Raw genomic sequence first — 13,404 nt, forward strand, 5'->3', positions numbered from 1 at the left:
AGGTGTCGGAGGGAGACGGCGGATCGCGCTTCACCGCGACAGGATAACGCCGGTGCATGACTGCCGCGTCTTCTTCAGCGTGTGTGCCAATTGTCTCCGGGGACGCATCCGCCTTGGGGCGGAAACCGTAGCCCTCCCTGTAGGAGCGGCGTAAGCCGCGACCGTGGAAACAGAACTGCGACATTACCGTCAGGAGACTGCGTATCCATCGAAAAAGGCCGGCTGATTTTCCACGCGGGACCGGTTTCGCGGGCTGGTGCCGATTCGCGGTCGCGGCTTACGCCGCTCCTACAGGGACAGCGCGCGGCGCGGGAATGATGCCGCGCCTGCGCCTCAATGCCGCTGCGCATACTCCACGCCGGGCAGCGAGGACAGCTTGCCGAGCAGGGTCGAGAGCTGGCCGTAGTCGGCCACCCGCAGGCGCAGGCGCAGGCGGATCTGGGCGCTGCTGCGCTCGACGTCGCTGCGGATGCTGATCACGTGGGCATTGGCCTGGGCGATGACGTTGGTGACTTCTTTCAGCAACCATTTGCGATCGAGCGCCAGCACTTCGATATCGACCTCGTAGCCGCTGCCCTTACGGCCCCACTCCACCGGCAGCACGCGCTGCGGCTGGGCCGCGGCGAGGCGGACGAAGGCGCTGCAGTCGGGACGGTGCACGCTGACGCCGCGGCCGCGGGTCAGGTAGCCGGCGATCGGCTCGCCAGGCAGCGGCTGGCAGCAACGCGAGATCTGCACCAGCAGGTTGCCGACGCCCTCGACGGTGAAATCGGTGGACTTGCCGGGGGTCTTGCGCGGCGCCGGTGGGATCGTGGTGGTCGAGGTCGGCGCGGCCGACGGTGGTGGCGCCGACAGCGCGCGCTCGTGTTCGAGCAGAACACGGCCGATCTGGTGCGGACCGATGTCGCCCAGCGCGACCTGCACGTACAGGTCCTCGTCGTTGGCCAGGTTGAACCGGGCGCGCGCCGGGGCCAGGTCGGCGCCGAGCACGCCGAGCCGGCGCAATTCCTTGTCGAGCAGCTCGCGCCCGGCCTGTTCGTTGCGCGAACGGTCGAGCTTGTGGAACCAGTTGCGGACCTTTTCCCGCGAACGGTTGCTGGCCAGGAAGCCGTTCGCCGCGACCAGCCAGTCGCGGCGCGGTTCGCCGGTCTTGGCGGTCAGGATCTCGACCCGGTCGCCGCTGCGCAGCTTGTGGTCGAGCGGGACGATGCGGCCGTCGACCTTGGCGCCGCGGCAGCGGTGCCCGACCTCGGTGTGCACGTGGTAGGCGAAATCCAGCGGCGTGGCGCCGGTCGGCAGGTCGATCACCTCGCCCTTCGGCGTCAGCACGTAGACCCGGTCCTCGACCAACTCGGTATCCAGCTCGCTCGCCAGCGCGGCATCGGCGCCGTCGCTGCCGCCTTCGCTCTTGCTGTCGAGCAGGCGCCGCATCCAGGCGATCTTGCGGTCGAACGCGGCGTCGGCACTGTGGCTGCCGACTTCCTTGTATTTCCAGTGCGCGGCCACGCCGAGTTCGGCCTGGCGGTGCATCTCTTCGGTGCGGATCTGCACTTCCAGGGTCTTGCCCTCGGGCCCGACCACGGCGGTGTGCAGCGAACGGTAGTCGTTGCGCTTGGGCCGGGCGATGTAGTCGTCGAACTCGCTCGGGATCGGCGTCCACTGCGCATGCACCACGCCGAGCGCGGCGTAGCACGAGGCCAGGTCCTCGACCATGACCCGCACCGCGCGCAGGTCGTAGAGCTCGCCGATCGGCACGTCCTTGCGCTGCATCTTCTTCCAGATGCTGTAGATGTGCTTGGGCCGGCCCGCGACTTCGGCCTTGAGGCCCTGCGCGGCCATCGCCTCGCGCAGGGTGCGCTTGACCTGTTCGATGTAGCGCTCGCGGTCGCCGCGCTTCTCGTCGAGCAGGCGCGCGATCTTCTGGTAGGTCTGCGGCTCCAGGTAGCGGAAGGCCAGGTCTTCCAGCTCCCACTTGAGCTGCCAGATGCCGAGCCGGTTGGCCAGCGGCGCATGGATGTCGCGGGTCAGCGCCGCCAATTCGCGCCGGGTGTCCGGCGGCAGGCGTTCGGCATGGCGCATGCGCGCCAGTTGCCGCGCCAACAGAATCGGCACCACCCGCAGGTCGCGCACGATCGCCAACAGCAATCGGCGCAGGCCCTCGGTGCCCGAGCGCCGGCCTTGTTCGGCATGCAGCGCCCAGACCTGGCCGGCGGCGCGCTGGCCGTCGAGCAAGGCCGCCAACAGGGGATGCTCGCGTTCGAAGCCCGGCCCGAGCGCCTTCGCCCAGCCCGGGTAGGCGTGCAGGATCGCCGCCGCGACCGTGTCGCTGTCGGCGTCGAGCAGGGCCAGCGCGTCCAGGGTGGCGGCGATGACGGCCGGCGAATCGAGCGCGCCCTCGCCGGCCTCCGGCGCCTGCACGGCGGCTTCCAGCGCCTTGCGCAAGGGCCCGGCGATGATCGCCGCCGCAGGCAGAGCCAGCACGTCGGCAGGGGAATGGCGGGACTCGGCGGGAGACGCGTTCACAGCGGGGGAGAAGAGGTTCGAAGCGCAAGGGACGAGCGACTACACTAGCGAGCAACCGCCCCGAGGAACAGCACGATGTCCGCGATTCACCCTTCCGCATTGCGTCCCTTGCTGATCGCCGCTGGTGTCGCGATCGCCCTGGCGCTGAGCGCGCCGGCCGCCCTCGCCCAGTCCAAGATCGAACAACAGATGAGCGCCGAACAGTTCAAGGCCGCCGGTCTCGACCAGCTCAGCCCGGAACAGCTCGCCAATCTGAACGCCTGGCTCAACCGCACCCTCGACGCGGAGACCAGCAAGGCCGTGGTCAAGGCCAAGGAAGAAACCCGCGAATTGGTCAAGCACGAGAACCGCGGTTTCCTCGGTTCGGGCTCGCGCGAAGCGGTGGTCGCCCGCCTCAACGGCAAGTTCGACGGCTACGGCCAGGGCCAGGTCTACGTGCTCGACAACGGCCAGGAATGGCGCCAGGTCGACGGCGTCGACCTGCCCGGCGTGCACCTGGATTCGCCGCAGGTGCGCATCAACCCCAGCGTGATCGGCGGCGCCTGGTTCCTCTCGGTGGACGGTTACAACACCCGCGCCAAGGTCACCCGCATCAAGTAATGAATGCCGCCCGCGCGCCCACGCCCACGGCGTCGGCGGGCGGGCGTTCTCCTTCGCCGTTTCGCCGCTGCCCCGTCCGGAGTCCGACATGCGTGTGCTGTCCTCGTTGACCGTTGCCGTCCTGCTCGCGATCGCGCCCGCCGCGTTCGGCGCCGAGCGTCCCTATGTCGCGGTCGAACAACGCTTCAATGCCGAACAGATGAAGGCCACCGGGCTCGACACCCTGTCGCCACAGCAACTGGCCCTGCTCAACGAGTTGCTGTCGCAGGAGCAGACCGCGGCTGTCGCCGAGGCCACCAAGGCGGTGCGTTCGGAACGCAAGGGACTGCTCGACCGCGGCGACGTGGAACCGGTGCAGAGCGCGCTCAAGGGCGAGTTCCGCGGCTGGTCGATCGGCACCGTGTTCGAACTCGAAAACGGCCAGCGCTGGCGGGTGACCGAAGGCTCGCTGTTCCTCGGCAAGCCGGTGCCGCCGCCGAAGGTCACCATCAAGCCCGGCCTGATGGGTGGCTGGTTCCTGGAAGTCGAAGGGCAGACGCCGAAGGCCAAGGTCCGCCGCCTCGACTGAGCGCGGCGCGCCCGAAGGCGCGCTTCTGCTTACGGCTCAACCGCGCAACGACGCCAGTCGCTGCGCGAGCTTCTTCGGCGACACGCCGCCGCGCACGCCCAGCTCCTGGGCGAACAGCGACACCCGCAGTTCCTCGATCTCCCAGCGCAGCGCCTGCCAGCCGGCAGCCTCGGCCCGGCCAGCGGCGTTCGCGGCATCGAAGGCCTCGACGAAGGGCTTGAGTTCCAGCATCCGCGCCTGGTCGCGCACCGGATCGCGCAAGGCCCGCTCGCTGCGCACCGACAAAGCCTTCAGATAACGCGGGTACTCCGCCAAGGCCGCGGTCGCGACATTGCGCAGGAAGCCCGGCGGCGTCAGCCGCGCGAGCTGCGCGCGCATGTCGTCGAGGTTGCCGCTGGCCCAGCCCATCAACGACGACTCCAGGCGCGAACGCACGTCGGCGACCGCGCTCAGGATGGCCTCGGCCTGCGCCAGGCGTTCGGTCGCCTCCGGGAACAGCTTGCGCGCGACCGCCTCGCGACGGGCCTCGAAGGCCGCCGCATCGCGCACCGCGATCAGTTCGGCATCGTCGCCGAGCAGGGATTGCAGGGCGCCGTCAACCAGATCCTCGCGCAGCCGGTCGCTGTCGCGCAGGCCGTTCTGGCGCGGTGCGGCCGATTCGATCGCGGCGTACAGCAAGCCGGTCTTGGCCTGCACCGGCAGTTGCTTGCGCGCCTGTTTGAGCTTGTCGGCCATCGCCAGCGCCAGCAGACGCCGCACCCCGCCCGGATGCGCGCGCAACGCGGCCTCGCGCTCGGCGTGCACGCGCAACGAGACCGTGTCGCCATCGTCGTGCAGGGCCGGGAACGCCGGCACGCCGGCCGCGCCGGGCACCGACATCGGGATCGCCTGCTCCGGGAACGCGGTCAGGCCGCGCTGGCCGAAGCCGTCGGCGGCGCGCGCGGCGAAGGCACGCGCCGCACGCTCGCCGAAGCGCGCGCGCAGTTCGTCGAGGTCGCGCGACTCGGCCAGCACCACCGCGGCCTGGGCCTTGTCGCCGCCCTTGCCGGCGCCCTGGTCGGCACGCGGATCGGCGAGCTCGAGCAGACGCAGGTTCATGCGCAGATGCGGCTCGATCGAAGCCGGATCGAAATCCGTCGCCGCCACCTCGACTCCGGTCAGCTTGCGCAGGAAACGCGCGAGCGTGCCGACCAGGTCGTCGGCCTCGGGTTTGCTGTGTGCCTCGTGGAAAGCCTTGGCGAAATCCGGCGCCGGCACGAAGTTGCGGCGCAGGATCTTCGGCAGGCTCTTGATCAGGGCCGCGGCCTTGTCGGCGACGAACCCCGGCGCCAGCCACGACAGCTGCGCCGGGTCGAGCGCGTTGAGCAGGTGCAGCGGCACCGCCAGGGTCATGCCGTCGTCGGCCGCGCCCGGCTCGAAGCGATAGCTCACCGCCAGCCTCGCATTGCCGAGCTGCAGATACGGCGGGAACCGCGCGGCCTCGCTTTCGCCGCCGATCATCAGATCCGCGTTCGACCACTCCAGCTTGGCTTTTTCCTCGGCCGGCAGCTTGTGGTACCAGGCGTCCAGCGCCTGCACGTTGTGGACCTGCGCCGGCAAGCGGTCGAGGTACCACTGCGCCATCCATTCCTCGTCGACGACCAGGCCGGCGCGGCGTTGCTTGGCTTCTTCGTCGTGGGCCTTGGCCAGGGTGGCGAGGTTGCGCGCCAGGAACGCCGAGCGGGTGTTGATCTCGCCGGTCACCAGGGCGTCGCGGGCGAAGATCGCGCGGCTTTCCTCCGGGTACAGCGCGCCGTAATGGATCGGCCGCTTCGGCGCGAGCACCAGGCCGAACAGACTGATCTGTTCGCTGCCGACTACCCGCCCTTGCGAGCGCGCCCAGCGCGGGTCGTGATGGCGCCGCGCGAGCAGATGCGGCAGCTCCTGGATCGCCCAGTCCGGCTCGATCGTGGCGTTGGTCATCGACCACACCCGCTCGGTGTCGAGCAGGGTCGCCGACAACACCCACGGCGGCGGCTTCTTGGCCAGCGGCGAGCCGGGGAACAATTGGAACTTGCGCCCGCGCGGGCCGTCGTAGAAACCGCGGTCGGCGCGGAAACCGATCTGGGTCGGCAGGCCGGCGATCAGCGCGCGGTGCAACCTGGCGTAACCCTCGGGACTCGGGACCGGGGACTCGGGATTCGAAGAAGCGGCGGCACCAGGCTGATCGAGTCCCGAGTTCCGAGTCCCAAGCCCTGTCTCCTCGCACACGAGCTTCAACTGCCGGTGCAGCTCGCGCCACTCGCGCATGCGCAGGAAGCCGAGGAAATGCTTCTCGCACCAACTGCGCAGCTTGGATTGGGTCAGCTCTTCGTGGGCGCTCTGGTAGGCATCCCACAATTTAAGGATGCCGACGAACTCCGAACGCGGGTCGGCGAACTCGGCATGCGCGTTGTCGGCGGCGGCGCGCTGGTCGGACGGACGCTCGCGCGGGTCCTGGATGCCGAGGAAGGCGGCGATCGCGATCATCTCGCGCAGGCAGCCGTGGGCATTGGCCGCCACCAGCATGCGCGCGAGTTTCACGTCGACCGGCAAGCGCGCCATGGTCCGGCCGGTGGCGGTGAGCTTCTTGTCCTCGCCGACCGCGCCGAGTTCCGACAGCTGTTGCCAGCCGTCGGCGATGGCGCGGCCGTCCGGCGGTTCCAGGAACGGGAAGTCCTCGATATGTCCGAGGCCCAGCGACAGCATGCGCAGGATCACCCCGGCCAGGGCGGCGCGGCGGATTTCCGGGTCGGTGTAGCGCGGCCGCGACTCGAAATCGGCCTCGCTGTAGAGGCGGTAGCAGGTGCCTTCGCTGATGCGGCCGCAGCGGCCCTTGCGCTGGTCGGCGCTGGCTTGCGAGACCGGTTCGATGTGCAGCCGGTCGAGTTTGCCGCGCGGGCTGTAACGCTTGACCCGGGCCAGACCCGGGTCGACCACGTAGCGGATCCGCGGCACCGTCAGCGAGGTCTCGGCGACGTTGGTGGCGAGCACGATGCGGCGCTTCGGCCCGGGGTTGAACACCCGGTCCTGGTCGCGCACCGACAGCCGCGCGTACAGCGGCAGCACTTCGGTCTCGCGGTACTTGCGCCGCTCCAGCGCCTGGTGGGCGTCGCGGATTTCGCGCTCGCCGGACAGGAAGATCAGCACGTCGCCACGCGGGTCTTCGCGGGTGATTTCGTCGCAGGCCGCGACGATGCCGTCGTTGACGCTGCGTTCGCCCTGGCGGGCCTCGCGCACGCGGCCGTCGGCCTGGCTCTCGCCCTCGCCTTCCAAAGGCCGGTAGCGCACCGTGACCGGATAGCCGCGGCCCTCGACGCTGACCACCGGCGCGCCGTCGAAATGCGCGGCGAAGCGCTCGGTGTCGATGGTCGCCGAGGTCACGATGATCTTCAGGTCGGGCCGCTTCTTCAGCAGTTGCTTCAGATAGCCGAGCAGGAAGTCGATGTTGAGGCTACGCTCGTGGGCCTCGTCGATCAGGATCGTGTCGTAGGCCGACAACCAGCGGTCGGACTGGATCTCCGCCAGCAGAATGCCGTCGGTCATGAACTTGATCGCGGTGCGCTCGCCGACGTTGTCGTTGAAGCGGACCTGGTAGCCGACGGTCTCGCCGAGCGGCGTCTGCAATTCCTCGGCCACGCGCCGGGCGACCGCGCGCGCGGCGATGCGGCGCGGCTGGGTGCAGCCGATCATGCCGGCGGCGCCGCGCCCGGCGGCCAGGCACAGCTTCGGCAACTGGGTGGTCTTGCCCGAGCCGGTCTCGCCGGCGATCACCACCACCGGATGCTTGCGGATCAACTCGACGATGCGCTCGGCTTCGGCCGCGATCGGCAAAGCCGGGTCGACCGGCGCGCGCGGCAGCGAGGCCGCCCGCGCTTCGCGCTGCGCCACCGATGCCGCCAGGGCCTGCGCGAATGCAGCGCGCGCGCGCTCGTCGCCGGGCTTGCCGCTCCAGCGCGACCACAGGCCGTGCAAGCGGCCGCGGTCGCGGCTCAAGGCGCCATCGATCGCATGCCGCGCCTGTCGTAACGTGGCACTAGCATTCTCGTGGCTAGACTGATTGGAATCGGTACTCTTCATCGATAGATCGTTCGCATTGCAACGTTAGGCACAAACCATTTCACTTCGCGGCCGACTGCGCCTATTGTCGCCGCATTGTTTAAAAACCCCCGATCGAAACCGTTCGATCGCCCGCATCGGAGAAGGAGTCGCACATGGCCAAGCCCAACAAGCCCGCCAAGACCAGCAAAACGGACAAGACCAAATCGGACAAGGCATCGGTCAGCCCGGCCGCGTCGCCGTCGGCCGCCGACAGCGCACCCTCGATCGATATCGGGATCTCGTCGGGCGATCGCAAGAAGATCGCCGAAGGTCTGTCGCGCTTCCTGGCCGACAGCTACACCCTGTACCTGAAGACCCACAACTTCCATTGGAACGTGACGGGCCCGATGTTCAACGCCCTGCACGTCATGTTCGAGACCCAGTACACCGAGCAGTGGACCGCGCTGGACGACATCGCCGAGCGCATTCGCGCGCTGGGCTTCAACGCACCGGGTTCCTACGCCGAGTTCGTCAAGCTGTCCTCGATCACCGAAGAGCCGGGCCTGACCGACAGCGCCGACTGGCGCGAGATGGTCCGCCAGCTGGTGGTCGGCAACGAAGCAGTCTGCCGCACCGCGCGCAAGGTACTCGACCAGGCCGACGACGTCGACGACGCCCCGACCGAAGACCTGCTGACCCAGCGTCTGCAGACCCACGAGAAGTATGCGTGGATGCTGCGTTCGCTGCTGCAGTAAACCGTTGAAGGCGGGCCTGCGCGGAGCGTCCGCGCCGCCCCGCCGCGCGGTACCGAACCCCTGTTTCGCTCTGCGGGACAGGGGTTTTTCGTGGTCGGTCGCCGGCCTCAGCGCGGGCCGCCGCCGTCCCAGCCCTGCGCGTCGGCCTGGGCCTGCGCCAGCAACCAATCGCGGAAAGCGCGGATCTTGGCACTGCCGCGACGCACCTCGGGATAGGCCAGCCAATAGTCGCGCTCGTCGCGCAGCACCAGTTCGAACGGCTGCACCAGCCGCCCCGAGGCGAGTTCGCTGCGGAAGAACAACGGCGAGGTGATCGCCACGCCATGCCCGGCGATCGCCGCGGTCACTTCGTATTGCTCGACGCCCAGTTCGACCCCCGGCCGCGCCGACAGATCGGCGTCGCCGACGCCCGCCGCCTCCAACCAACTGCGCCACCAGCGTTCGCGACCGATCCGCGGCAGCCTCAACAGGTCCGCCGGCGTCCGCAGCGCACCGCTTTCGATCAGGTCCGGGCTGCACAGCGGCGTGAACAAGCCCGGCAACAGGAAATGCGCGCTCAATCCTGGCCATTCGCCGCGGCCGTTGCGGATGCCGACGTCGAACTCGCCCTGGGCCAGGTCGACCAGGGGCACGCCGGTGTCCAGGCGCACCGCCAACCGCGGATGCGCCAGCTGAAACCCGCCCAGGCGCGGCACCAGCCAGTTGGCGCCGATGGTCGGCAGCGAGGTGATCGCCAGTTCGGCTTCGGAGCGCGCCTGGCTTTGGGCGAAGGCCGAACGCAGCGCCTGGAAGCTGTCGAGCACCGTCGGCGCCAACCGCTCGCCGGCCCGGGTCAGCACCACCTTGCGCGGCAGGCGCTGGAACAGCACCAGGCCCAGCCGCTGTTCCAACCGCTTGATCTGGTAACTGACCGCAGCCTGGGTCATGTCCAGTTCCTCGGCGGCGCGGGTGAAGCTCTGCAGGCGCGCGGCGGCCTCGAAGGCGCGGATCGCGCTGAGCGGCGGCAATGTCGGCATATCCATAATCTGACCTTATGCATCTGGCGCGATTTTCGCGTTGTCGGCCGCCCCACCCGCTCCTAGCCTAGTCCCGAAGCCCAAGCCCAGTAGCGCCGGGCTCGGTCGCCACCGCCCGCGGCAGGACTATCTGCCAAAAGCCGAGCTTGGGCAAACAGGCCTCGCCTCGCCTCTCCGGAGCACCGCCATGCAACGTCGATTCACGCTTGTGCTTTCGCTGGCCCTGATGGGCCTTATCCCGGCCGGGGCCGGGGCCGGGGCCGGCTCCGCGGCCGAGCCGGCCGCCGTCGTCGCCGCCGACTTCGACGCGCTCAACCGCAACGACCTGGAAGCCTTCCTCGCCCTGTACGCCCCGCAGGCGCAGATCTTCGGCCTGCCCGCCGACCCGCACGCCCTGGTCGGCAAGCGCCTGGAACAGATGTACGGCGCCGAGCGCCTGCGCGCGCATTTCGCCAAGGCCATGGCGCAACCGGACACCCCGCATATCGAGCAGACCCGCACGGTCGCGCTCGGCGAACTGGTGGTGTCGCGGGTCCGCATCACCGACCCTAAGCGCGCCGAGCCGCAGGTCCTGCTGGTGGTGTACCGGGTCCGCGACGGCCTGATCGAAGACCTGTGGCATGTCGGCAAGGAAACCGCCGACAACCGGCCGCAGGCTGCCGGCGCCGTGGCCACCGCGCGTGCGCTGGTCGAGGCCAACAACCGCGCCGACGCCGAACGCTTCCTCGCCCTGTTCGCCGCCGATGCCCGCCACTTCCGCCGCGCCGAAGACCCGCACCAACTGGCCGACCTGCCCTCGCGCGCCGTCGTCGACGAGGCCAGCCGCGCCAAGACCTACCGGGCGCTGTATGCGGACGGCCCGTCGGTGCAAGTCGACCTGCTCGATGCCTTCGCGGTCGGCGACCTGGTCGTGACCCACGAGCGCATCCGCACCCGCGGCACCCCGGCCGCCACCGGTGAGACCTACGAGATGTTGGCGATCCTGCGCGTCCGCGACGGACGCGTCCTCGACCTGTGGCCGCTGCAGAAGATCGCCCGCCCCGCCGATGCGGTCGTCACGGCCGCTGCCGGGGCGCGGCCATGAAGCCGATGCCCATCCTGCTGGTCGCACTGTCGGCGCTCTCGGCGGGCGCCGCCGTTGCCGCCATCGTCGCCGCCGACGACGCCCAGGAAGTCGTGGTCCGCCGCTACGTCCAGGCCTGGAACGACGCCGACGCCGAGGCTTTCCTGGCCCAGGCCACCGCCGATGCCGGCGCCTGGCGCCGCGGCGACGACGAACCTCTGCCCGGACAGCCCCTCATCGCCGAGGCCACGCCGCAGGCGCGTTCGCGCTATTACCGCGCCGCCTTCGCCAAGCGCCCGCATCCGCGGGTCGAGATCCTGGGCCTGCAATCGCTGGACGACATGGTGGTGGCGCGCGAACGCGTCACCGGCACCGCCGACGGCAAAACCGTCGACGGTCTGACGGTCTATCAGGTCCGTAACGACAAGATCTGCAACGTCTGGCACATCAAGCGGCGCTCGCGCTGAGTCGCGGCCCTGACGCGCCACGACGGCGACCGCGTTTCAGCGGCGCTCGCGGCCTCGTCGCGACCGTCTGCGACGCCGCGCCGCTAGACTAGGCGCATGCAGCAGCCCGCACTCGAACTCCTCCATCGCGTTTTCGGCCATACCGCGTTCCGCGGCGAACAAGCCCAAATCGTCCAACACGTGATCGACGGCGGCGACGCCCTGGTGCTGATGCCGACCGGCGGCGGCAAGTCGCTGTGCTATCAGATCCCGTCCTTACTGCGCGATGGCTGCGGCCTGGTCATTTCGCCGCTGATTGCACTGATGCAGGACCAGGTCGAGGCGATGCGCCAGCTCGGCGTGCGCGCGGCCTACCTCAACTCCACCCTCGACGCCGCCGAAGCCGCGGCGGTCGAACGGCAGTTGCTCGACGGCGAACTCGACCTGCTGTACGTCGCCCCCGAGCGCCTGCTGAGCCCGCGCTGCCTGTCGCTGATCGACCGCGCCCGCATCTCGCTGTTCGCGATCGACGAGGCTCACTGCGTATCGCAATGGGGCCACGACTTCCGCCCCGAATATCGCGAACTGACCATCCTTCACGAGCGTTGGCCGGACATCCCGCGCATCGCCCTGACCGCGACCGCCGACGCGCCGACCCAGCGCGAGATCGCCGAACGCCTGAACCTGGAAGACGCGCGCCGCTTCGTCAGTTCCTTCGACCGGCCGAACCTGCGCTACCGCGTCGTCCACAAGGACAACGGCACCCGCCAGTTGCTCGATTTCCTCAGCGCGCATCGCGGCGACAGCGGCATCGTCTACGCCTTCTCGCGCAAGCGCGTGGAATCGATCGCCGAGCAACTGGTCGCCGCCGGCATCCGCGCCCTGCCCTACCACGCCGGCATGGACGCCTCGCTGCGCGCCGGCAACCAGCGCCGTTTCCTGCAGGAAGACGGCGTGGTCATGGTCGCCACCATCGCCTTCGGCATGGGCATCGACAAACCCGACGTACGTTTCGTCGCCCACATCGACCTGCCCAAGTCGATCGAGGGGTATTACCAGGAAACCGGCCGCGCCGGCCGCGACGGCGAACCGGCCGAGGCCTGGCTGTGCTACGGCCTCGGCGATGTGGTCAACCTGCGCCAGCTGATCCAGCAAGGCGAGGCCGGCGAAGAACGCAAGCGCCTGGAACTGCGCAAACTGGATTCGTTGTTGGGGTTTTGCGAGTCCACCGAATGCCGGCGCAAGAGCCTGCTGGGGTGGTTCGGCGAACCGCACCCGGGCGGCTGCGGCAATTGCGACAACTGCCTGGAGCCGCCGCAGAGCTGGGACGGCACCGAGGCCGCACGCAAAGCCTTGTCCTGCGTATACCGCACCGGCCAACGCTTCGGCGCCGGCCACGTCATCGACGTATTGCGCGGCGCGCAGACCGAGAAGATCACCCGCTTCAACCACGAACAGCTCAGCACCTTCGGCATCGGCAGCGACCTCGACGCCAAGCAATGGAGCAGCGTGTTCCGCCAGTTGGTGGCCGGCGGGCTGCTCGAAGCCGACATCGAGCGCCATGGCGCCCTGCGCCTGACCGCCGACAGCGGCCCGGTGCTGCGCGGCGAACGCAGCCTGCGCTTCCGCACCGAGGCACCGAAGGCCGCAGGCGGCTCCCGCAAGTCCCGTGGCGGCGCGAGCGCGGCGCCGATGATCGACCTCGACCCGGAATCGCTGGTGCGTTTCAACGCCCTGCGCGAATGGCGTTCGACCACCGCGCGCGAGCAGAACGTCCCGGCCTATGTGATCTTCCACGACAGCACCTTACGGGCGATCGCCGAGCATGCGCCGGACGATCTCGACGAGCTGGCGCGTATTCCCGGGATCGGGGCCAGCAAGTTGGATCGCTATGGCGAGGCGGTGTTGCAGCACTTGTTCGATCAAGGGTGAGGTTGCGCTTGGCGGTCTGGGGCGCGACCTGACTTCGTCGCTTCAGCCAGCCTCATGTAGGAGCGACGTAAGTCGCGACCGTGGACGCGCAGAGACGACAATGCTGATGACGCCCATCGAAGCAGCGCGCCTTCGCGGGAGTAGGAGCGGCGCAAGCCGCGACCGCGGGACGCGCAGAGGCGACAACGCCGATGACGCCCATCGAAGCGGCAAGCTTTCGCAGGGGTAGGACGGCGCGAGCCGCGACCGCGGGACGCGCAGAGGCGACAACGCTGATGACGCCCATCGAAGCGACAAGCTTTCGCAGGGGTAGGAGCGGCGTCCTACTGGATTTCCTTCGGTCACAAGCCGCGACCGCGGTGTTTCGATCTTGCGGCGAATGGCTCAAGCAAGATCAAGATCAAACGCTAAGAGCTTCCGCCACTAAAGCGGCGGGTAACTT

9 protein-coding genes are annotated in these 13,404 nt (G+C 69.2%); 6 read left to right on the top strand and 3 right to left on the bottom strand.

The window, feature by feature from the left end; genetic code table 11:
- Nucleotides 1-333: 333 nt before the first annotated feature.
- A complete protein-coding gene (locus ACKN61_RS19315) occupies nucleotides 334-2,478 on the bottom strand; it encodes a RelA/SpoT family protein (protein WP_408953869.1) in 2,145 nt (714 codons plus the stop codon).
- Between the two features lie 120 nt (nucleotides 2,479-2,598).
- On the opposite strand from ACKN61_RS19315, the gene ACKN61_RS19320 reads away from it, so the two are divergent.
- Together ACKN61_RS19320 and ACKN61_RS19325 are read left to right on the top strand one after the other, a co-directional pair.
- A complete protein-coding gene (locus ACKN61_RS19320) occupies nucleotides 2,599-3,123 on the top strand; it encodes a hypothetical protein (protein WP_408950833.1) in 525 nt (174 codons plus the stop codon).
- Nucleotides 3,124-3,211: 88 nt separating this feature from the next.
- Nucleotides 3,212-3,691 (top strand): hypothetical protein, encoded by a 480-nt coding sequence (locus tag ACKN61_RS19325; protein WP_057972666.1) that lies wholly within the window; start codon nucleotides 3,212-3,214, stop codon nucleotides 3,689-3,691.
- Nucleotides 3,692-3,727: 36 nt separating this feature from the next.
- On the opposite strand, the gene hrpA is transcribed toward ACKN61_RS19325, so the two are convergent.
- Complete coding sequence (hrpA, locus tag ACKN61_RS19330) at nucleotides 3,728-7,789, bottom strand: ATP-dependent RNA helicase HrpA (protein ID WP_408950834.1); 4,062 nt, start codon at nucleotides 7,787-7,789, stop codon at nucleotides 3,728-3,730.
- A 134-nt stretch (nucleotides 7,790-7,923) separates the two neighbouring features.
- On the opposite strand from hrpA, the gene ACKN61_RS19335 reads away from it, so the two are divergent.
- A complete protein-coding gene (locus ACKN61_RS19335) occupies nucleotides 7,924-8,505 on the top strand; it encodes a Dps family protein (protein ID WP_408950835.1) in 582 nt (193 codons plus the stop codon).
- Between the two features lie 107 nt (nucleotides 8,506-8,612).
- Here the strand turns inward: ACKN61_RS19335 and ACKN61_RS19340 are convergent, their stop codons facing one another.
- Nucleotides 8,613-9,521 carry a LysR substrate-binding domain-containing protein gene (locus ACKN61_RS19340; RefSeq protein WP_408950836.1) on the bottom strand — a complete coding sequence of 303 codons (909 nt, stop codon included), beginning with the start codon at nucleotides 9,519-9,521 and terminating at the stop codon, nucleotides 8,613-8,615.
- 187 nt (nucleotides 9,522-9,708) lie between these two features.
- On the opposite strand from ACKN61_RS19340, the gene ACKN61_RS19345 reads away from it, so the two are divergent.
- The 3 genes from ACKN61_RS19345 (at nucleotide 9,709) to recQ (ending at nucleotide 12,962) form a co-directional block, all read left to right on the top strand.
- Nucleotides 9,709-10,605 (top strand): nuclear transport factor 2 family protein, encoded by an 897-nt coding sequence (locus tag ACKN61_RS19345; RefSeq protein ID WP_408950837.1) that lies wholly within the window; start codon nucleotides 9,709-9,711, stop codon nucleotides 10,603-10,605.
- Complete coding sequence (locus ACKN61_RS19350) at nucleotides 10,602-11,051, top strand: nuclear transport factor 2 family protein (protein WP_408950838.1); 450 nt, start codon at nucleotides 10,602-10,604, stop codon at nucleotides 11,049-11,051. Before ACKN61_RS19345 ends, ACKN61_RS19350 begins: the two co-directional genes overlap by 4 nt.
- A 96-nt stretch (nucleotides 11,052-11,147) precedes the next feature.
- Nucleotides 11,148-12,962, top strand: coding sequence for a DNA helicase RecQ (gene recQ / locus ACKN61_RS19355; RefSeq protein WP_408950839.1), 1,815 nt, complete (start codon nucleotides 11,148-11,150; stop codon nucleotides 12,960-12,962).
- Nucleotides 12,963-13,404 lie beyond the last annotated feature (442 nt).

This window comes from Lysobacter sp. Hz25, assembly GCF_046097045.1.
Classification (GTDB): Bacteria; Pseudomonadota; Gammaproteobacteria; order Xanthomonadales; family Xanthomonadaceae; genus Lysobacter; species Lysobacter antibioticus_B.